The sequence below is a fragment of the Streptomyces luomodiensis genome, assembly GCF_031679605.1.
Taxonomy (GTDB): Bacteria; Actinomycetota; Actinomycetes; order Streptomycetales; family Streptomycetaceae; genus Streptomyces; species Streptomyces luomodiensis.
Genome location: NZ_CP117522.1, coordinates 9859626 through 9879312 on the forward strand (window position 1 = coordinate 9859626; position 19687 = coordinate 9879312).

At 68.4% G+C, this 19687-nt stretch carries 16 protein-coding genes and 5 pseudogenes; 13 read left to right on the top strand and 8 right to left on the bottom strand.

Translation table 11 applies throughout. The annotated features are described in order from the left end of the window. Window positions 1-114 precede the first annotated feature (114 nt). The 3 genes and pseudogenes from PS467_RS40965 to PS467_RS40975 form a co-directional block, all read left to right on the top strand. The gene (locus PS467_RS40965; protein ID WP_311039590.1) at window positions 115-780 is read left to right on the top strand and encodes a class I SAM-dependent methyltransferase; all 666 of its coding nucleotides are present in this window, start codon (window positions 115-117) and stop codon (window positions 778-780) included. Further along, entirely contained in the window at window positions 777-1106 is a 330-nt protein-coding gene (locus tag PS467_RS40970; protein WP_311039591.1) for a sulfurtransferase TusA family protein, read from the top strand. Before PS467_RS40965 ends, PS467_RS40970 begins: the two co-directional genes overlap by 4 nt. 184 nt (window positions 1107-1290) lie before the next feature. Next, window positions 1291-1467, top strand: a pseudogene (locus tag PS467_RS40975) (ABC transporter permease); the annotation flags it as partial. Window positions 1468-1538: 71 nt separating this feature from the next. Here PS467_RS40975 and PS467_RS40980 read toward each other — a convergent pair. After that, window positions 1539-2561 (bottom strand): polyprenyl synthetase family protein, encoded by a 1023-nt coding sequence (locus PS467_RS40980; RefSeq protein WP_311039592.1) that lies wholly within the window; start codon window positions 2559-2561, stop codon window positions 1539-1541. A gap of 829 nt (window positions 2562-3390) precedes the next feature. Here PS467_RS40980 and ctaD point away from each other — a divergent pair. Both ctaD and ctaF read left to right on the top strand, forming a co-directional pair. Next, a complete protein-coding gene (ctaD, locus tag PS467_RS40985; protein ID WP_268976732.1) occupies window positions 3391-5064 on the top strand; it encodes an aa3-type cytochrome oxidase subunit I in 1674 nt (557 codons plus the stop codon). After that, window positions 5061-5453 carry an aa3-type cytochrome oxidase subunit IV gene (ctaF, locus tag PS467_RS40990; protein WP_311039593.1) on the top strand — a complete coding sequence of 131 codons (393 nt, stop codon included), beginning with the start codon at window positions 5061-5063 and terminating at the stop codon, window positions 5451-5453. The genes ctaD and ctaF overlap by 4 nt, the downstream gene beginning before the upstream one ends. Here ctaF and qcrB read toward each other — a convergent pair. From qcrB to PS467_RS41010, 4 genes and pseudogenes are all read right to left on the bottom strand, one after another. After that, window positions 5383-6894: a cytochrome bc1 complex cytochrome b subunit gene (qcrB, locus tag PS467_RS40995; protein WP_432280791.1), complete on the bottom strand. Its 1512-nt coding sequence runs from the start codon at window positions 6892-6894 to the stop codon at window positions 5383-5385. The genes ctaF and qcrB overlap by 71 nt on opposite strands. 1528 nt (window positions 6895-8422) lie before the next feature. Further along, entirely contained in the window at window positions 8423-9091 is a 669-nt protein-coding gene (locus tag PS467_RS41000; protein WP_311039594.1) for a Type 1 glutamine amidotransferase-like domain-containing protein, read from the bottom strand. A gap of 660 nt (window positions 9092-9751) precedes the next feature. Further along, complete coding sequence (locus PS467_RS41005) at window positions 9752-10210, bottom strand: peptidoglycan-binding domain-containing protein (protein ID WP_311039595.1); 459 nt, start codon at window positions 10208-10210, stop codon at window positions 9752-9754. 404 nt (window positions 10211-10614) lie between these two features. Further along, window positions 10615-10758: pseudogene (locus tag PS467_RS41010) on the bottom strand (response regulator transcription factor); the annotation flags it as partial. A gap of 815 nt (window positions 10759-11573) precedes the next feature. On the opposite strand from PS467_RS41010, the gene PS467_RS41020 reads away from it, so the two are divergent. The 3 genes from PS467_RS41020 to PS467_RS41030 all read left to right on the top strand — a co-directional run bounded on the left by PS467_RS41020 (window position 11574) and on the right by PS467_RS41030 (window position 13447). Beyond that, window positions 11574-12041 carry a winged helix-turn-helix transcriptional regulator gene (locus tag PS467_RS41020; protein WP_311039596.1) on the top strand — a complete coding sequence of 156 codons (468 nt, stop codon included), beginning with the start codon at window positions 11574-11576 and terminating at the stop codon, window positions 12039-12041. Window positions 12042-12174: 133 nt separating this feature from the next. Beyond that, a complete protein-coding gene (locus PS467_RS41025) occupies window positions 12175-13023 on the top strand; it encodes an alpha/beta fold hydrolase (protein ID WP_311039597.1) in 849 nt (282 codons plus the stop codon). Between the two features lie 16 nt (window positions 13024-13039). Beyond that, window positions 13040-13447, top strand: coding sequence for a nuclear transport factor 2-like protein (locus tag PS467_RS41030; protein WP_311039598.1), 408 nt, complete (start codon window positions 13040-13042; stop codon window positions 13445-13447). A gap of 405 nt (window positions 13448-13852) precedes the next feature. On the opposite strand, the gene PS467_RS41035 is transcribed toward PS467_RS41030, so the two are convergent. Further along, on the bottom strand, window positions 13853-14335 hold the full coding sequence (locus PS467_RS41035; RefSeq protein ID WP_311040105.1) for a GNAT family N-acetyltransferase: 483 nt from the start codon (window positions 14333-14335) through the stop codon (window positions 13853-13855). A gap of 24 nt (window positions 14336-14359) precedes the next feature. Further along, window positions 14360-15097: pseudogene (locus PS467_RS41040) on the bottom strand (DMT family transporter); the annotation flags it as partial. Window positions 15098-15432: 335 nt separating this feature from the next. Here PS467_RS41040 and PS467_RS41045 point away from each other — a divergent pair. Next, window positions 15433-15510, top strand: a pseudogene (locus PS467_RS41045) (beta-ketoacyl-ACP reductase); the annotation flags it as partial. A 2-nt stretch (window positions 15511-15512) separates the two neighbouring features. Further along, a pseudogene (locus tag PS467_RS41050) lies at window positions 15513-15788 on the top strand (hypothetical protein); the annotation flags it as partial. 374 nt (window positions 15789-16162) lie between these two features. Here the strand turns inward: PS467_RS41050 and PS467_RS41055 are convergent. Then, window positions 16163-16540 (bottom strand): YciI family protein, encoded by a 378-nt coding sequence (locus PS467_RS41055; protein WP_311039599.1) that lies wholly within the window; start codon window positions 16538-16540, stop codon window positions 16163-16165. Between the two features lie 346 nt (window positions 16541-16886). On the opposite strand from PS467_RS41055, the gene PS467_RS41060 reads away from it, so the two are divergent. From PS467_RS41060 to PS467_RS41070, 3 genes are read left to right on the top strand one after another with little or no spacing between them, the layout of a single operon-like run. Beyond that, on the top strand, window positions 16887-18203 hold the full coding sequence (locus PS467_RS41060) for an MFS transporter (RefSeq protein ID WP_311039600.1): 1317 nt from the start codon (window positions 16887-16889) through the stop codon (window positions 18201-18203). Next, window positions 18200-19192 (top strand): Ldh family oxidoreductase, encoded by a 993-nt coding sequence (locus PS467_RS41065; RefSeq protein WP_311039601.1) that lies wholly within the window; start codon window positions 18200-18202, stop codon window positions 19190-19192. The genes PS467_RS41060 and PS467_RS41065 overlap by 4 nt, the downstream gene beginning before the upstream one ends. Next, entirely contained in the window at window positions 19185-19685 is a 501-nt protein-coding gene (locus PS467_RS41070) for a PaaI family thioesterase (RefSeq protein ID WP_311039602.1), read from the top strand. The genes PS467_RS41065 and PS467_RS41070 overlap by 8 nt, the downstream gene beginning before the upstream one ends. Window positions 19686-19687: the final 2 nt, after the last annotated feature.

Below are 19687 nucleotides of genomic sequence, written 5' to 3' on the forward strand. Positions count from 1 at the left end.
AAGACGATATATGAGCGAATGCGGGCATCCCCAGCACCGGCCGACTGCCGGGACTTGGCCTACCCTGACCGCAGCAGGCCACATTTGGTCCGCCGATGGGTGAAGGGACAGCGGGTGGCTGGAGGACATGAGGAGCTGGGCGAGGCCCAGCGCCGCCACTGGGAGCAGACCTACACCGCCCACCCCGGCATGTATGGTGAGGTCCCTTCCGCGCCCGCCGTCCACGCCACCGGGGTCTTCCGCTCCGCCGGCGCCCAGGACGTCCTCGAACTCGGCTCCGGACACGGCCGCGACGCCGTGTACTTCGCCCGCGAGGGCTTCACCGTCCAGGCGACCGACTTCTCCGGAACCGGCCTTGAGCAGCTGCGCGCCGCCGCCCGGCGGCAGGGGGTGGCCGAGCGGGTGACGACCGCGGTGCACGACGTCCGCGAGCCTCTGGCGCTGCCCGACGACAGCGTGGACGCCGTCTTCGCGCACATGCTGCTGTGCATGGCGCTGTCCACGAAGGAGACCTATGCCGTCGTCAGCGAGGTCCGGCGCGTGCTGCGGTCCGGCGGGGTCTTCGTCTACACCGTCCGGCACACCGGCGACTCCCACTACGGCACCGGAACCGCACACGGCGACGACATCTACGAGCACGGCGGCTTCGCCGTCCACTTCTTCCCCCGCGACCTGATCGATGCCCTCGCCGACGGCTGGGCCCTGAACGAGGTCCACCCCTTCGAGGAGGGGGGCCTGCCCCGCCGCCTGTGGCGCGTCACCCAGACCCTGCCCCGATGACCGCGGTACTCATACCGGCGGCGGACATCACGGTCGACGGCACCGGCCTGCTCCGCGTCACCCTCCTGCTCCGCCTGCGCAAGCAGATCGACGGCGCCGCGCCGGGCACCGTCGTGCACGTCATCGCCACCGACCCGGCCGCCCCGCTCGACCTGCCCGCCTGGTGCCACATGACCGGCCACGCCTGCCTGGGGCCCGTCCCCGGCGCCGACCCGGGTACGCGCTCCCGTTGGCCGTCGACGCCCTGCCCACCCGTGCTGACGCGCCATGGCACCCAGTCAGCCCCTGGCCTCCGGCACCACCGAGCTCACTCGTCTTCGTCCTGATCGGCCGTGGCCGGGTCGCGCGGCGGGCGCAGGCCGACACCGGACAGGACGCCGGCACGGAAGCCGTAGCGGCCCAGGCAGTTGAGCACGCTGGGGCAACGGCGGTGGCGCCACGCTGGCCTACGCGGGCGGGCAGGCCGTGTCGCATCCTGGTGGCTCTGGGATCGAGCCTGGTCCTGCCGTCGTGGCCCGTCGTCGTGAGGAACCCTCGCGACGTCCCTGCGCTGCAGCCCACGCGGTGATCCCCGTCGGCGGCATGGTCGTCTCCGGAGCCATGCAGACCACCGCCCTGGTCCTGATCCGCCTGCGGGAGGAGGCCCGCATGGCCCGGCCCGCCATCAAGGCACGCCTCGCCCTCGGCCTGCCCGCCACCGAGGAGCGTCGGGCCGGGACGTCATCCGGTCGAGGACCTATCCGGCCCGGACATGAAGGTCAGGGCAGTTCGTCGGCCATCGCGCCTACGAAGGCTGCGAGTTCGGCCTGGGCGGCCGGATCGGGCACCGCGTCGGGTAGTGCTCGCCGGGCCAGACTGGTGTGTTCCCGAATCCGGTCCTCCAGCCACGTTCGGCCGCCGCACTCCTCGATCAGGGCAGCGACGTGTTCGAGTTGTTCGACGCTGGGCTCAGTGGTGTCGTCGTAGAAGGCAGCCAGCTGGTCGCGGGCCGGTCCTCGGGACCGGAGGGCGAAGGCCACGAAGGCCCGCCCCTTACGGCGGCGCAGGTCGGCCCAGGGTTCTTCCAGCGACTCTCGCGAGGTCCCCCAGACTCCTTCCCAGTCGTCGAAGAACGCCATGGCCATGCCGGCGTGGTAACCGAACCTCTCGGCCGCCGCCACTTCGTCCTCCGAAGCCCCCCGCATCAGCGCGCCGACCATGGCCACTCCGACAGTCGGGAAGGCGATGGTGCTCTCCAGCAGGTCGAGCGAGTCCTCCAGGACCATCCGCGAGCTTCCTTCGGAGTCCACGTCATGGATCTGACCCGAGCAGCACTCCCGGATCGCGTACGCCGCGCGGCGGCTCAGTTCGACCGCGGTCCGGGGCGTCTCGGTGGCCAGCAGCTCGAAGGCCAGGCAGTGAAGAGCGACTCCGACCTGGATGGCGGAGGGCACCCCGAATACCGTCCACAGCGTGGGGCGCCCCTTGCGGAGCATCTCGTGGTCCGAGATGTCGTCGTGCACGGTGCCTGCGGCGGACATCAGCGTGCCCGCCACGGCGGCATTGCGGACGCCGTCCCACGCCTTCTTGGTACTGCCCGCGCACAGCAGCGCCACCAGTGCGGGTCGCCGCCGGAAGCCGACTGGGGTGGAGGGCCGTCCGTCGGCGTCGATCCAGCCGAAGTGATACTCCGCCATGTGTCTGACGGGCTGGCTGAGCATGGCCGTCGCCTCGCGCAACGCGGGCTCCATGTAGCAGATCACGTCATCGATGATCTGCTGTGACGTACGTTCAGTCTTCAATGCGGCCTCCGTCTGCTCCGAACGAGAACGAGTGCGGTTGTCCAGCTCGCTGCCGGTCCTGCGGTCGGACAGTGGCTTGACCTGCGGCATCCGACCTTCTGAGTCCAGGAATGGGAAAGGCGGTCGACGCCTTGACCGACGGCAGTGTCGCTGCAACGGCACGATCACACTCTGTATCCCCGTGGGGAGACGTTCCACGCGCCCTCTCACCCGGTAGGACCGGCCGGACGACCGGGTGGATGTGGCGATGCCCGCCGCCCCCCTCGCTTGGCCGGCCCCCTGCAGCGAGTTTCTCGACGCCATTGCGACGGCGCTGATCTTCTTCCGTCCCGGCTGCCATCACAGCCGCGTTGATCGGCTACGTCGGCATTGCGCTGACTGCCGCCATCACGGGTGTGCTCGCGCTCGCCGCGGCCGTCTGGCGGCTTCCCCGTGACTCCTGGCCCGATGTGGTCGGGGTCGCGATCCTGTCGGCGGCCTCCGTGTTCCTATGGCGGATCTGCGCGTACGAGCCGCAGGTCAACAACGATGGCCTGCCCGGTTTCTCGGCGAACGACTGGGCCGCGCCCGTTCTGACGTACGTCTTCCTCTGCGTTTGGGCGTGGCGAACCCACGTCGACGGGAGTGCCGCTATAGCGTCGCGGCGGACGGCCGTGATCCCGACCGCCGGTCACCCCAGCGGGCCTACGGAGGCGCGAGGCCCTGCGCGGCCCCCTATTCCCCTCGGCCGGTTCCCGCCGGCGTCATGGGGCACCCCGCGTTGCGTTCGCATGCCGTCCGGGATGGGACGGGCGTAACGCCGCAGGGCGAGGACGCGTGGAGGAGAACGATGACGGAACTGTCGGAATACACCACCAGCCTCTGGCGGAAGGCCACCGCTGAATCCTCGCTCGGCCGGGCGCTGCTGCGCTGGGCCACGACGACCGACCACAAGGTGATCGGCCGCCTCTACATGGTCACTGCGTTCTGCTTCTTCCTCTTCGGCGGTCTGCTGGCCATGGGCATGCGGGCCGAACTCGCCCGTCCTGGACAGCAGTTCATGTCCCTGGCGGTCTACAACCAGCTCTTCACGGTGCACGGCACGGTGATGATGCTGCTGTTCGCCACGCCGATGTTCGCCGGGTTCGCCAACGCGGTGATGCCGCTGCAGATCGGCGCGCCGGACATGGCCTTCCCGCGCCTGAACGCCCTGTCCTACTGGATGTTCCTCTTCGGCGGCCTGATGGTCGTGTCCGGCTTCCTGGTACCCGGCGGAGCCGCGTCGTTCGGCTGGTTCGCCTACGCCCCGCTGAACAGCGCGTACCGGACGCCCGGCGCCGGCGGCGACCTGTGGACGATGGGCCTGGTCGTGACCGGCGTGTCGACGACGCTCAGCGCGGTCAACTTCATCGCCACCATCATGGCGCTGCGGGCCCCCGGCATGACGATGTTCCGGATGCCGATGTTCACCTGGAACGTGCTGTTCACCTCGATCCTCGTGCTGCCCGCCTTCCCCGCGCTCACCGCCACGCTGCTGGCCCTGGAGGCCGACCGCAAGTTCGGCGCGCACGTGTTCGACGCGGCGAACGGCGGAGCCATCCTGTGGCAGCACCTGTTCTGGTTCTTCGGCCATCCGGAGGTGTACATCGTCGCGCTGCCGTTCTTCGGAGTGGTCTCGGAGATCATTCCGGTGTTCTCACGCAAACCGCTGTTCGGCTATCTGCCGATGATCGGCGCGACGATCACGATCACCATGCTGTCCGCGGTCGTATGGGCGCACCACATGTTCGCCACCGGTGCCGTGCTGCTGCCGTTCTTCTCCCTGATGTCGTTCCTCATCGCGGTGCCGACGGGGATCAAGTTCTTCGCATGGATCGGCACCATGCACCGCGGGTCGCTGTCGTTCGAGACGCCGATGCTGTGGTCGTTCGGGTTCCTGGTGTCGTTCCTGCTCGGCGGTCTCAGCGGCGTGATCATCGCGTCTCCGCCGCTTGACTTCCACGTCACCGACTCGTACTTCATCGTGGCGCACCTGCACTACGTGCTCTTCGGCACCATCGTCTTCGCCATGTTCGCCGGTTTCTACTTCTGGTGGCCCAAACTCACCGGGAAGATGCTGAACGAGCGGCTGGGCAAGCTGCACTTCTGGCTGCTGTTCCCCGGCTTCCAGCTGACCTTCCTGGTGCAGCACTGGCTCGGCACGGAAGGCATGCCCCGCCGCTACGCCGACTACCTGCCCGCCGACGGCTTCACCCTGCTCAACACGCTGTCGTCAACGGGCGCGTTCCTGCTGGGCGTCTCCACCCTGCCGTTCCTGTACAACGTCTGGCACACCTCCCGGTACGGCGAACGGGTCACCCTGGACGACCCCTGGGGCTACGGCCGCTCCCTGGAGTGGGCGACCTCTTGCCCACCGCCGCGCCACAACTTCGTCGCTCTACCCCGGGTGCGCTCCGACTCACCCGCCTCCGACCTGCACCATCCGGAAATCCTGCGGCAGTCCCTGGGGGAGGGTTCGCGTTGAAGGTCGAAGCAGTGCTCTTCGGCGGCGTCGCCGTGTTCTTCGCCGGTTCCGCCACCCTGTACGGCGTCTGGTCGAGGTGGGATCCCGCAGGTACGGCGGTCCTGATCATCGCCTTCGGGATGGCCGCCGTGGTGTCGGTCTTCTGTGCGATCCAGTACCGGCGCCAGGGGCGCCGCCCTCAGGACCGCAGGGATGCCGAGGTGGCGGCCGCGGTCGGCCCGTTGGAGTTCTTCCCGGCCCACAGCCCGTGGCCGATCGTCACGGCGTTCGGCTTCACCCTCGCCGCCACCGGGGTGGTGTACGGGCTGTGGCTGTTCCTCATCGGGATGGGGATTCTGGCTCGGGGGGTTCTGGGGATGGTGTTCCAGTTCGTGACTCGAGGGAGCTGAGCGGCTTCCTCGGTGCTCCCGGCCGGAAGCCGGTCACCGGTTCGTGGCCGCTCTCGTAGCCGCCCTCCACGGTCTGGCGCACCTGACCGGTCTCTTCCCCCTCTTCCAGGCGCTTCTGCTCCGCCTCCAGCAGGGCGTGGCACAGCCGCCGGGTGAGCAGGAAGGCGACGACCGGTGCCACCACCAGAGCGATGCGTAGGATCCACGTCAGCGTGTTCATCGAGATCCGGAAGGTGTACGCCACCACGTCGTTGCCGCCGGCCAGCAGCAGGATGCCGTAGCAGGTGACCCCGGCGACGCCGAGCCCGGTGCGCACCGGGCGTTCCCGCGGCCGGTCGCACAGGTGGTGTTCCCGGTGGTGCTCCCCTGTCAGCCACTGTTCGACGAACGGGTAGGCATAGAGGACGACGAACAGCAGTGCCGGCAGGACGATCGCGGGCAGCAGGACGTTCCACATGAGCGTGTGGCCGGCGACGCTCGTCTCCCAGGGCGGTACGAGCCGCAGTGCGCCCTCCAGGAAGCCGACGTACCAGTCGGGCTGCGAGTCGGTCGACACCTGGTCGGGACGGTAGGGGCCGTATGCCCACACCGGGTTGATCTGCGCGAGCCCGCCGAGCAGCGCCATGACCCCGAACACCATGAGGGACAGACCCGTCGAGGAAGCCGTGAACTGAGGGACCATCGGCTTGCCGAGGGCGTTGCGGTTGGTGGTGCGGGGGCCGCGCCACTGCGTGTGTTTCAGGTAGAACACCAGGATCAGGTGCACGGTGACCAGGGCGAGCAGCGCCCCGGGCAGCAGCAGGATGTGCAGGCCGTACAGGCGGGGGATGATGTCCTGGCCGGGGAACTGGGACCCGAACGCGAACATGCTCATGTAGGTTCCCACGACCGGCAGGGACAGCATGATCCCCTGCGCGATGCGCAATCCGGTGCCGGAGAGCAGGTCGTCGGGGAGCGAGTAGCCTGCGAAACCCTCGGCCAGGGCGAGCAGGAACAGCGTGACGCCGATGATCCAGTTCATCTCCCGCGGCCTGCGGAACGCACCCGTGAAGAAGATCCGCAACAGGTGCAAACCGATCGCGGCGACGAACACGAGAGCGGCCCAGTGGTGCATCTGCCGCATGAGGAGTCCGCCGCGCACGTCGAAGCTGATGTGCAGGGTCGAGTCGAAGGCGGCCGACACGAGCACACCGCGCAGCGGCACATACGGCCCGGCGTAGACCACCTCGCGCATCTCCGGCTTGAAGAAGAACGTCAGCCACACCCCGGTCAGCACGAGAACGAGCAGGCTGTAGAGCGCGATCTCCCCGAGGAGGAACGACCAGTGCTCGGGAAAGGCTTTACGCAGCAGGCTTCCGCCGCCGTCCAGGAGGGGAAGCCGCCCGTCCGCCGCAACGACGAACCGCTCTCCGGGGCCGCGGGTCGCGGCCGCCCGCGGCAGGGCCGGTGGCCGACTCTCCGCACTCACGGTGCGTCCCTGCCTTCAGTGGCCCCCTCACACCGCTCCCGGTCCACGTAACGCCTCCTTCTGCCACCTCGCTGACCGTTCCAAGCCATGCATTGCCCTCGGGCCGACGGGCGAGTAACCCCGTCCGCGCGAAACACTCGGCCGACCCGGGCGGTGCACCCGTTCGGCTGTGCCCCTGGCCGGACCGAGCGCCGCGCCTTGCTTTCCGGGGGAAGAACGCGATGCCTGGGACGATCGGCACGGCGGCGACGGTCACCCACCGTGACACGAGCGCGGCAGTGCTGCGCCGGTACCTTCCTTTTCGCTCCGCCGGCCGGTCCTCGAAGCGTCGGACCAGCCGGACGGCTGAGTGCGTAGCCCGCCTTGGCAAACCGGTAGCTGGAAGCCGATCGCGCGGCGTGCGGTACGAGCACCTGGACAGCCAGACCGCCCTGCCACCCCTGTCGTAACGTCCGAAGAGCTCTCGGAAGAAGCCAGCGACTGCCCGAGGGCCGGCACTCCGGTCGAGCTCGTGGCCACCGAAGCGGTAGACCTCTTATCCGGAGAGCTTCAACTGCCGTTCTTCCGACATCATCTGGGCATACAGCTTGGGGCTCGCCTTGCCGTTGATCGAGTAGTGCTGTTGGCCGTCGACCTCCAGGCCCCCCGAACCCTGTGGGGCAGCAGCAGGAGGAAGTCCATACGCTGCCTCGCCAAAGGGACAGGCGCGACCCGGGTCTTCGCGGTGTAGGGGTCGTAGTGGAAATACACCTGGGGAATCAGGGCGGGCAGGACAGGCCCTCCCTTTCGGAAGTACAAGGCCGCGTACGTGTGGAACAGGACTTCTTCCGGCGGGGAAGCGAGCGAATCCGCGAGCCGTGCGCACAGAGTCCTGGAGGCGGCCTCCTGGGCACTGCCACGGCGGGGTCCGTCTGCTGCCTCCGCCTCGCTCGCGCAGAAGGGATAGCCCATCTCCCGGCTCCAGATCACGGGTGGCCAGCTGCGTTCGGCGCACAGATCACGCAGCACGGCCAGGCCCCGTCTGGTCCGCCAGCGGCTGAGCTCGCACGCCCCCATCAGCGCTCCTTGACCGGGGAGGGCCACGCCGACTTGATCCGTACTGCTCTGTTCGAGGTTGCACCGGTCGGCGTGGTGCTCAGCGGAGAGAGCTGGCGTACGCCCGGCCCCTCGTCGCCGTCGGCCTGTCATGGGCGGAGCTGATCAGCTGGTGGTGGGGACCGGTCGTGCCCGTGGTCATCCGGCGGAACTGGGTGGGCTTCTCGCTGGTCCAGGCCCGTTCCCATTCCTCCGGTGAGCGAGTCACTGATGACCTGGGCAGCTGTCACGCTGATGACCTGGCGGCTCATCCGCCGCAAGCCCTGTGCCCGCCGAACGGCAGAACGTCACTCCGTACTACCTCGTGCAAGCCGCCTGAGGCAGGCGCTCACCCTGGCAGCTTCGCATCGGTGCGCCCCTGGGCGCCGCACTGCCCTGTCCGGGGCTCTCCACCGCGCGTATTGCGTTATGGATGGAACCGCCATCGGCCTTCGGAAAGGATATCCACCGTGCCGTTCCTGACGCGGACGGCCGTCTCGTCGTCGATGAAGTAGATGGGGAAGTCCGCTCGCGCAGCGATGCGATCAGCCCAGGCGTCGTCCCGCTCGGGGAAGTCCGGCGAGTACAGGTGGGGCTTGAGATACCAGTCGAAGAGGCCGAAGGGTGGCTCCACGGTCGTCGCGCCGAGCACGTGGAGGTCCGTGGTGTCTCCGATGATATCGGCAGAGTGTCCGGTGAGATTGCGGCTGAAGATCATTGATCCGGCGCTGACCCCCACATAGACGCGGCTCTCCAACGCCTTGAGGAAGCCGTCGGCCAGGCCGTTGCCGGTGATGCTGCGCGCGAGGTGGTAATGGCTGCCGCCTTCGACATAGATGACGTCGGCGTGGAGCAGCCGGTCGAGCACCATCTGCCGGGGCAGGCCGTTCAGCTCCAGGATGTTGAACTCCCGCCAGCCGAGGCCGTGCAGCCGGTTCATGTCCGCGACGACCCACCCGTGGTCTCCGGGTTCGGCGACTGATGCCGTGGGCACGTACACGACGTTCGCCGATCCGAACGGCCTGCCCAGCATGTCCCGCAGCGCATCTCGCAGCGTCTCGTTACGCAGGCCACTTGCCGTCAACAGAAAGTTCATTCGGCGAGCCAAGCACGACTCACGGGCGCGCGCAACGAACCCAGGATCCACCGGGCCCAGACAACGGCCCCCAGCCTGAGATCGTTCTGCGCGACGCGACTCACCCCCCGGGAACACGCGGGCAGGTCTCGCGCTGCTGATGGCCCCCTGGCGCGCCCGTGCCCACAGGCGAAGGAGTCCTGGAGGTGGCCGCCGAGGGTGTGCCAGGACGGGCTGGGGTGTGGCAGGCGCAGCGTCTCCAATCCCGCAGTGGCCGGCCCGCACCGCTGGTCCTACGGGGGTGCAGGGTCACTCGGCCACCACTCGGCCCACCTGAGCTCGCAGCGGGCGCAAAGGGTGTAGTGGACGGTGGAAGCGGCATCGTCGGCGGGATTGGCGGCGCGCTCCCTCCAGCCGGGCCGTTCCGGGGGAGGAGTGTGCTGTCAGGGTGCGTCCAGCCTGATCACGGTCCAGCCGGTCGGCTGTCGGCTCCATCTGTCGCCGATGATCGCGCGTAGGCCCGTTTGCCGGGGCGTGCCGTTGGCCGAACGGTCACGGTGACCGCGCCGCTCCTCAGATCGCGCAGCGGCGTGCGGACGAACAGCGGGGCCGGATGGCTGATCCTCTCCGGCCCCGCTGTCGTCTGTTCGCGGTGGCCACTCACCTCAGCAGCCGGGGGAGTCATCCGCAGCCGGGATAGCCATCCGCAGCCATCCGTTTGAACGCTGCCTGCGATCCCGATCCGAAGATCCCGTCGATCGCGCCGGTGTAGCCCCAGGCTTCCTTGAGGAGGCGCTGCAGGGCCTTCTTCGTGCCGGTGCCGACGATGCCGTCGATCGCGCCGGTGTAGCCGTAGTTGGCTTGGAGATTGCGCTGGAAGGCCTTCCAGCTGTTGGTCCCGAGTTGCCCGTCGATCGCGCCGGTGTAGCCATAGCCCCGCAGCCAGCACTGGATGTTCTTGGCCTCGGTCGTGTTCAGGCCCAAGTTGTTCACGGCCAGCGGAGTGACAGCCTCAGCGCCCACCGCTGGCTTCGAGACCGACGCGGGCGCCGCAAAGCTTACGCCCGCCCCTGCCAGGCTTCCCGCGGCGATACCAGCGACGGCAATGGTGCTGAGGAGCCCCCTCGTCAAAACTCGCATTCGTTTACCCCTTTTGGCTTGAGTTGGAAATGCGGCACCTGACGGGCCTGGTGTGCCCATCATGAGTCGCAGGGCGAGCCAGTGTCCGAAAGCGGGACTCGGGAGCGGAAAACCTGGGCGCCCGTTAATGACACGTGCAGCACTCCAGGAATTGTTCAGCACCCGACTCCGCTACGGTAAGAACTGATGCATGCCTGCGGCACTGGGCGTCCGGATCGGCCACCGGCCCTGTCCTTCATGATGGCCAGGCCGGCCCGGGACCCGTCCCGGTGACCTGCACGGCCGCATCGATGAAGAGGGTGCTGGCGGTCGGAGCCAACCGGCTCCGCGGCCGTCGCAGGCACACACAACAGACGTTCTTCGAGGACGACAATCGAGACGCCGATACCGGCCAGGACGACGGCGGCCTGGCCCGCCCGGCGGGCCAGCAGCTCCAGCACGGCGAACTCCCGGGGTGTGAGTTCCACCCGGGTCCCGGCCCGGCGGCAGACCCGGCCGGCGACATCCAATGAGAGGTCGCCCACGGCAAGGACGGCCCCAACAGCCGTTCATCCAGGGTGCGTTGGTACGGACTGTGCACGCGTTGCGCTTGCTTCCGGTAGTCCGGGCACCGGCCCGGGCGACCGGTGGATATCGCCTCCACCACCAGGTCGCCGACGGAGTGGTCGACGCGCTCCACTCGCACATCGATCCCTGGAAACAGCACATCCTCGACCGTCTTGCTCGCCATGGCAGGAAACACCCTGCTGAAACGATCCCCCATTCCCGCCTCTGACCTGGGGATTCACGGAACTGCGGACAGAGCCACATTCAAAGATCCCTAATCAACACTTCCACCGTCGTCCGCAGGACTCGCGCAACACCAACCGCACGGACTGGTCCAGTTGGACGGAACGTGCTGTGCAGCCTGACAAACGGTGCTGTACGAACCAGCCATGACCCTTGTCTCGCCCGGTTCGACCACGCGGAGGGTGTCCGCTCTGGTACACGCAAGCGGCGGGCGGCATAGCGCCGTCCGCTACCGGCTCACCGAGCTCGGCCTGTCCTTGGAAACGCCGCTCTCCGCCCTGCGGGTCTGGGCCGACACACACATGCCGTCGGCGATCTGCCGCATCGCCTCCGGCCGAGCCGTCCTGCTTTCCGGCGATCGCGATGGCCGGGACCGTGATCCGCGAGAGCCGGTCCAGGACGTCCAGGCGGGCCATGGCGCGCCAGGCCGCCGCCCACTCCTCGGCCCGGTCCCGGCGTGCGCGTGCGTAGCGCACGCGCACGGCCCAGCCGTCGGCAGGGAGGGGTTACTAGTAACATTACAGAACTACTTTCGATTCAAAACTACCAGCCGGTTCGCCGGGGAGGAGAAGTCGTGTCCGACCACAGCAGCCACGTCAGCTACCAGCACGGGCAGGAGTTCCTGGCCGCGATCTCCGAGCGCTGGAACTACCAGATCCTGCGGGAGGTGTTCTTCGGTGTCCGCCGGTTCGGCGAACTCAAGCGGACCCTGGGCATCTCGGCGAACATCCTCACGGCGCGGCTCAACAGCCTGACCGAGCTGGGCCTGCTCGCCAAGCGCGCCTACCGCCCGGACAAGCCGTGGTACGAGTACGAGCTCACCGACAGCGCCCGTGAACTCGTGGTCCCCGCCATTGCGGCCATCACGCGCTGGGCCGAGACCCAGACCGCGGACGGCGACATCACACGGTATCCGCTGATGCACACGACGTGCGGGAACCCGACCAATCCTTACCTCGCGTGCAGCAGCTGCCATGAGCCGGTCGAGGCTTCGACTCTGCGGCCGGTCTCCGCCGAGGAAAGCGGCGCCGGTCAGAAGTAGGGGGTAAGGCCGGTCCGTGGTCCCGCCGGCCACCCGGGCTGGGCGCAAGGTGCCTAGTAGCGTTTTGAAACTAGTAGCGTTATGCTACTAGTGCAGGACTTGAACGTCTCCTCGTCCACGCAAAGGACTGATCATGACTACGAACTGGCTGGAAGGAACCACCGAGAAGCTGATCCCCACCTCGCTCGGCCTGATCAATGTGCGCGCCGGTGGCCGTTCCGACGGCCCCGCCATGGTGTTCTGGCCCAGCCTGATGATGGACTCGACCATGTGGCGGTACCAGTACGAGCACTTCGCCCCGACCCACCGCGTCGTGCTGATCGACAGCCCCGGACACGGCAAGTCCGACGCGCTGCGCAAGATCATTGATCTCGAGGACTGCTCGGACGCGCTCGTCGAGATCCTCGACGCGCTCGACATCGACAAGTGCGTCCTGGTGGGCAACAGCTGGGGCGGCATGCTCGCCGGGGTCTTCCCGGCCTACTACCCGGAGCGGACCGCGGCGGCGATCGGCATCAACTGCACCGCCTCCCTGCCCACGATGTTCGAGAGCATCTGGGCCACCGCGCTGTCCGCTTTCCTCTCGCTGCACGCGAAGATGCCGCCGCTGGCCGCCAAGGCCGCGCGCGGCGCGTTCGCCGGGCCGACCGCCGAGGCCACCAACCCCGAATTCGTCGAGTTCACCAAGTTCGTCCTGCGGGACGACCCGAAGTCGGTCGCGTGGGCGCTGCGCAGCATCCTCATCGGCCGCAAGGACGAGCACCGCCGCCTGAACACCATCAAGGACGTGCCCGTCCTGATCATCGCCGGCGAGGAGGACAGCCAGTTCCCCGTCCACGTGGTGCGGAAGATGGCCGACGCCATCGAGGGCAGCACCTTCCGGGTGCTTCAGCACACCGCGCACCTCGCCGCCCGCGAGAACCCCGAAGGCGTCAACGCCGAGATCGACGCCTTCCTCGCCGACCTGCCTGCCGCGGCCTGATCAGGAGGCCATCACCATGACATGCATAACAGGCACCGCACACGCGACGGCCGTGCCCGACTGGGTCCTGAAGTTCATGGACGCCATCGACACCCTGGAGTTCGATGAAGGATTCGCGCCGCTGACCGAGGACACCGACATGTTCTTCGGCACCGCGCACATCCACGGCGTCGAGGCCATCAAGGCGTTCTTCGTCAAGATCGACGCACCGCTGATCATCACCCATGAGGTCCTGGAGTACTGGACTGCGGGCGACGGCGTCCGCCTGCTGCGCGGCGAGGCGGTCATGGCCAAGAAGAGTGCACCGGACCAGGTGGTGCGCGCTCCGTTCATGCACATCTTCTCTCTCGACCGGGAAGAACCGGTCCGCGTCCGGACACTCCGTATCACCGCGGGCCCGCTTCAGACCGACTCCGTGATGTGACTCTGGAGTTACGGCCTGCTCCGCCCCTGCTGCGGCCCGCTCGTACTGGTTGAGGTCGGTGCGGGCGAGGCCCTCCAGCCCGGCGAACTCGCCCGGGGATGAAGGACTCCAGCCATGCTGGGGCGGCGTCGTGCGGGCCTTGGGCATACAGCCGGTCGGCCCGCATGCCGTGACCTCCCTGCCCACACGGGGAAGGCTGTGAGGTCAACGTCTGTGGCGGCCAGTGCTCTGGTGGGGCGGTTCACCGGGCGGGCGGCGGACGCTGTCGGGCGAGGGCGGACGCAACCAGAACTGCGGCATAGGCGGGACGGTTCGCGCTGGTCACATGGGCAACGACAGAAGACACACCGGACCGGAGGACCATCAAGGTCTGTGCCAGAGCCTGAGAAATGACGGCGTTGCGGGTCAGCGAAGTCTCTTGGCCAACACCTGCTCCCTGGTCACTCCACCGGGCAACAGGTCTCCAGGCTCTTCGGTGGCGACGAACCCATGGCGTTGGTACAGGGCGATGGCGGGCTCGTTTCCTGGGATCACCGCGAGCTTCAGTGTTGTGGAGTCCGATCGCAGGGCCCACGTCGTGACTGCTTCGATCAGCCGGTCTCCGACACCGTCGCCTCGCGCCTCGGGGCTGACCCATAGCGACCTGAGTTCGCTCGTCTCGCCGTCCCCAGGGATGCCTCTGACCATGCCGACAGGCAGGCTTCCCCGCAACGCGACGACGTTGTAGGAACCGGGGATGGCCAGACGAGCACGCCACTGCTCCTGTCCACCCCTGTGCCAGTCGGCGAGCCGGGATCTGAACGCATGCGGCGCTTCGGTCAGGGCTGCAACACGGATCTCCTGCCACAACGGCCAGTCATCCGACGTGATGATCTGCAGTTTCACCATGCAGTGGAGTTTGCCGCACGGCCGCAGGCTGGCCCGGCCGGCGGAAGTGCCTTGCACGGCCCAGGTCTGGGGGAGGAAGGCGAACACGCTGCACAACACGGCGAGATAGATCAGCTGGGCCCAGGTGGTGGCACTGCTGTGGACCAGGTCAGGCAGGTGGGTGACGGCGGGCGGCAGGAACAGTGCCGAGCCGACGACGGTCTGGGCGATCGTCAGGTGCAGCGGGTCCATGGGACGGCCCGCGGTGAGCCGTCCGACGAGAGCGACGTGCCCGCCCGGACGACTGCGGCGGCGAGCATCAGCACGTCTCCGAGCCGTGGTGCGCGCAGCCCGGCGCTGGAAGTGAGCAGCCCGAACGGCCACAAGGCAGAGTCCGGCGGCGAGGAAGAACGTCCACGGCAGCCGGGGGCCGCCGGTGCGGTCCAGCAGCGGTGTCAGCACGATGGTCAGGCTGATGACGAGCCCGGCGTTCGCGGCGCTGGTGTGCGCCACCCCGTAGGTCTCCATCACGAGCACGGCTGCCTGGGTGACTCCCAGCAGCGACCTGACGCGGACCTCCGCGCGGGTCCAGCGGCACCAGCGGCGCTTTTGGCGGCGGGAGGCGACCAGGGCACCACACGCGAGCGCGGAGATCGCATACCGGGCGAACAGGACCGCCAGGACCGGGAGCGCGACGGTGGCCGTCTTGGCCGCGAGATAGCTGGAACCCCAGACCAGCGCGACCGGGAGAAGTACCGCATCGGTGCGGCGGGCAACATGCATGCCCCCACGCTGCCCACCGGCCCGAGCGCACCGCCCGAAAGGGCGTCCGAACGGTCCTTGCCGAGTTGCACCGCGCCGCCGCACAGATCCAGGGCCGAGACCGCTGAGCCACCCACTACCGCTACCGGTATCGGTGTGCACATGCCGAGGAACAGCCAGGAGCGATCAAACGGCCTTCGCCGGCCGCCCTGCGGGGCGAGTTCTCCGTCCGAGGGCTCCTCGATGCCGGAGAGCCTGGTGAGCAGCATCCGGGTCGTGTATTCGGTGTGCTCGCACAGCAGTTGGGCGCCCAGGTCTGCGTCGCGGTCGACGGCGACCCGGGCGAGTGCCTGGTGGTCGCCGACGAGGCGCAGGCCGAGGCTGCCGTCACGCGCATCGCCGAAGAGCTCGGAGCATCGACGATCCTCGTGAACAAGACGTGGCCGCGTTGTGGCGGGCCTTGGAGGAGGTCGCGCCCCAGGCCGCGCTCTCCAGCGCGGCCGCCACGGTGGTGAGCCTGGTGCCGGAGGACGACGACACGGCGGAGACTGCGCTGCGCGGGGCGCTGGTGCTGCGCTACAACACCGTCAAGCCGTTCCTGTCGCTGCTGGGCGAGTCGAAGGCGCTGGACGCGGTGCCCGGCGGCAGCAGGATCCTCACCGGAGTGCAGCGGCTCCCGGTCCTGTCGCGGCGGAAGGCAGGCGAGAAGCCGTGCTCCGTACGCCGATCCGAGTACCTGCGCCAGGAGACCGAGCTGAGCCCGCGCCACCTCGCCGTCGAGTGCATCGACCGCTACCGACGGCAACAGGACTGACTGTGCGCCGTGCTCAACGCCGTCGACCGAGCGACGGCAGCCCTCCCGACACAGCCCGAACCTCCGGATCGTTCTTCGGCCAGAGGCGCAGCCCGAGGGGACTGCGACTCTTGCGTCGGCTCGCGGAGGCAGCAGGAGAGTGGCCTCCAGATGCCCGCACAGTGGGGCCACTTCGGGCCGTTCCGGACGCCTGTCGGCGCAGGCGGTGACCGTTTCGCCGGGGCCATTTACGGTCGTCGTAGCCACCTGATCGCTTCGATGCCGCCGCCTTCTCAGCTGGTCAGCTCCGCAAGGCGCTCGAACAGCTGAGCGTCGCTGGTGCCGGCGCGGCTGGACTCCTCGCTGAGCACCCCGAACATAGGGTCCCACTGGGTGACCGTCATCTCTTGGACCTGGCCCTCTGCGAGGTAGGGGTCGGTGCCGACGATCTCGAGCAGTGCCTCCTCATCGGTTGCTGCGAACACCAGCAGTGCGGTGCGCTCCCACGCCTGGCCCGGCTGTCCCGGCGTCGTGTTTGTGCGGGTGGTCGGTCCTGAAGCGCGCAGCTGACCCGACTCGACGCGTTCGACGAGCCACCGCAGGTGCGCATCGAGGTGGCGCGCCCAGCCGGTGGGATCACGGTGGACGTAGCTGACGACAAAGTGTGGCATGGCATGTCCTTCCCCGGGCTCTCGGCGATTCGCGCGGCCGCCCGGCAGATGCGTCAGCATGCTTGCAACCAGATTCGCATGCTTATATTGTAGCAGCATGCTTACGGATGGGCGAATTCCATGTTTCCTTATGCGGGTCCCGACCCGGCATGGTTTTCGGTCCGTCCCCAGCGGCATCGTGGCAATCCCTCGCGTGACGCACACAGCAGGCCTGTCGGCATGGCATCCCATCGGTTGCGCCGGCTCGATGCGGTCCTCCCCAGCAAGGCGTCCACCCCCTCCCGTTCATCCGATCGCCACCTGACGCGGCGGACCCTCATCCCGAACCTCAATGGAGAGGTGTGTCATGGCCCATCCAGCAGACATCCCGGCCGGAACGTTGAGACGTACGACGCTTGCGGCGGCGGTCGGTAACACGGTGGAGACGTACGACTATGCGGTCTACGGCTTCCTCGCCACCGTGCTGGCGAAGGTCTTCTTCCCGGCCTCGAGCCCTACGACCGCGCTGCTGTCGTCGTTCGCGGTGTTCGGTTCGGCCTTCCTCGCCCGCCCGGCGGGTTCCCTGGTCTTCGGGCCGCTCGCCGACCGGCTGGGCCGCCGGCCTGCCCTGGTCGCGTCGCTACTGCTGATGGCAACAGTCAGCACACTGATCGGCGTGCTGCCGTCGACGGCGACCATCGGAATCGCCGCGCCCGTCCTGCTCGTGCTGCTGCGGTTCGCCCAGGGGCTGGCGGCCGGCGGCGAGTTCACGACCGCGATCATCTACGTCGCCGAGTTCGCCCCGCCGCACCGGCGCGGGGCATTGTCGAGCCGCGTACAAGTGGGCAGTCTCGCTGGATTGCTCATCGGCGCTGTCGTCGTGCTCTTCCTCAACGCGGAGCTGACACGCGAGCAGATGCTCGCATGGGGCTGGCGGGTGCCGTTCCTGCTCGCGCTGCCTCTCGGCGCAATCGGCCTCTACCTGCGCAGCCGGTTCGGCGAGACCCCGGAGTTCCTCGCTGCGCGTAGCGAAACGTCCGCACAGGACGCCAATGTCAACGACCTGTGGGCCCGCGTTTTGCTGCTCGTGGGGGTGTCCGTACTGCACGTCATCGGCTTCTACATGACGTACACCTACGTCCAGAGTTACCTCATCCAGCTGGGTCTGTCCCCGTTCACCGCCACCTCGGTCATCGCCTTCGCGCTGCTGATCGGCCTGTTCCTGGTGATCGCGGGTGGCCGGGTGTCTGACCGGAAGGGCCGGCCCACAGCGCTGCTGGCGACCTCACTCACCGTGCTCATGATCACGTATCCGCTGTTCGCTGTGCTGTCCACCGCTCCTTCGCTGTGGCTCGTGATCCTCTGCACCGTGCTGCTGTCAGCCGGTCCGGCCTTCTACTCCGGCATCGCGCCGATCACTTACGTCCAACTCATCCCAGTCCGGATGCGCGGCAGGACCGTTTCGGTGTCCTACAACATCGCCGTGGCCGCACTGGGCGGCTCCGCGGTCTTCATCTGCCAGGCCCTGATCGAGCTGACCGGTGACAAGCGTTCCCCTGCCTACTTGCTGCTGGCCGCGGCCGCCGCTAGCGCGATCGCCGCGTTTGCGCTCACCCGCCGGGCCACCCAGCACGCCCAGCCCTCTCCCTCGCCCGTGTCCCTGTCCGCAAAGGCCGGTTCATGACGACTTTGACCCTGCCCGACGCCCACGCACTTATCGTGGCCGCGATGACCGCGTGCGGTCATTCAGCCGAGGCCGCCGAGACCATTGCGGACCACTTGCTCGACTGCGAACTGCGCGGTCTGTCCTTCGGAGGGCTCGCCCGCGCGCTGTCCATAGTGGAGCGCATTCGCACAGCCGACGCGCCGCCGCAGCCGATCCGGGTCGTCGCCGAGACGCCGGTGTCGGCCACCGTGGACGGCGGCGACCAGGTGGGCTACCTGGTCGGCATGCGCACGCTGCAGCTGGCCATAGCGAAGGCCCGCGCACAGGGAATCGCCATCGTCGGCGCACGCAACACTTGGTATACGGGGATGTTCTCGTACTACCTGGAGAAAGCCGCGAAGGCCGGACTCGCCGGGGTGATCGCAGGCAGCGCGCCAGCGCTCGTGGCCCCGCACGGCGGCACCGAAGCCCGCTTCGGCACCAACCCGATCGCCTTCGGTTTCCCAGCCACCCCGACTCCGATCATCTGGGACATCGGCACCTCCGCCGTGATGTACGGGGAGGTGAAGCTGAAGGCCCGACTCGGGGAGAAGCTGGCCCCCGGCCAGGCCTACGACGCCGCCGGGACTCCGACACTGGACCCGGCCGCCGCGCTCGAGGGCGCGTTCGGCGTGTGGGGCGGCCACAAGGGCTCCGGGCTCGCTCTGGTCGTCCAGCTGCTCGGCATGATGACCGGCGCGGCCGCCGACCCGCCCGGTGTTTCGGGCTGCGGCTTGTTCGTCGTGCTGTTCGACCCCGGCGCACTCACCGACGCGGGCGACTACCAACGGCGGGTCGCGGCGTTTGCCGAGATGGTCCGCGCAACCCGTCCCGTCGAGGGCGGCAGGCCGGTCCGGGTGCCGTTCGACCGCTCGGTGGCCTGCCGGGACGAGACGCTACGTCGCGGCACTGTCGATGTGCCCGAAGTGGTGGTCGCGGCCCTGCGGCAGGAGGCCGGACGTGCCTGAAAGCCCCGACGCCTTCGCGATCGAGCCGTCCCCGTCGGGCCGGCTCCTGTGCGGCGGATGCGCTCCACACGACTCCTGCCGTCTGGGCGTCGAGATCGCTGACGCGCAGGACGACAAGGTGCGGTTCGACGTCATCTGCCCACCGTTGTGGCACGGCGGGCCCGGCGTCGCGCACGGCGGCTGGAAGGCCGCGGTCTTCGACGATGTGTTCAGTGTTGTCGCACTGCGGGTCGAACCGCGGCTGGTGACCAAGTCGCTGTCGATCTCCTACCTCCGCCCGGTCCCGGTCGAGCGGCCCGTCGAGGTGCTGGCGCGGATCGACCGGCATGCCGGCAGGCAGTGGAAGGTCTCCGCCGACATGACGCTCGCCGGCATGGTGCCGGCCATCGCCCGGACCGAGTTGCGGACACGCCACCCGCATCACGTCGCCCGGCACGAGGCCTGGCCCGCCCGCCAACCGATGTCCCACAACGGATCTCGCGCAGAAAGCTGAGG

What these genes read in the sequence shown, in the direction of transcription:
- PS467_RS41035 (WP_311040105.1), bottom strand. Translation starts at nt 14,335, where the DNA reads ATGGTGAAACTGCAGATCATCACGTCGGATGACTGGCCGTTGTGGCAG.
- PS467_RS41005 (WP_311039595.1), bottom strand. Translation starts at nt 10,210, where the DNA reads ATGCGAGTTTTGACGAGGGGGCTCCTCAGCACCATTGCCGTCGCTGGT.
- PS467_RS41060 (WP_311039600.1), top strand. Translation starts at nt 16,887, where the DNA reads ATGGCCCATCCAGCAGACATCCCGGCCGGAACGTTGAGACGTACGACG.
- PS467_RS41000 (WP_311039594.1), bottom strand. Translation starts at nt 9,091, where the DNA reads ATGAACTTTCTGTTGACGGCAAGTGGCCTGCGTAACGAGACGCTGCGA.
- ctaD (WP_268976732.1), top strand. Translation starts at nt 3,391, where the DNA reads ATGACGGAACTGTCGGAATACACCACCAGCCTCTGGCGGAAGGCCACC.
- PS467_RS41065 (WP_311039601.1), top strand. Translation starts at nt 18,200, where the DNA reads ATGACGACTTTGACCCTGCCCGACGCCCACGCACTTATCGTGGCCGCG.
- PS467_RS41055 (WP_311039599.1), bottom strand. Translation starts at nt 16,540, where the DNA reads ATGCCACACTTTGTCGTCAGCTACGTCCACCGTGATCCCACCGGCTGG.
- PS467_RS41025 (WP_311039597.1), top strand. Translation starts at nt 12,175, where the DNA reads ATGACTACGAACTGGCTGGAAGGAACCACCGAGAAGCTGATCCCCACC.
- PS467_RS41030 (WP_311039598.1), top strand. Translation starts at nt 13,040, where the DNA reads ATGACATGCATAACAGGCACCGCACACGCGACGGCCGTGCCCGACTGG.
- PS467_RS40970 (WP_311039591.1), top strand. Translation starts at nt 777, where the DNA reads ATGACCGCGGTACTCATACCGGCGGCGGACATCACGGTCGACGGCACC.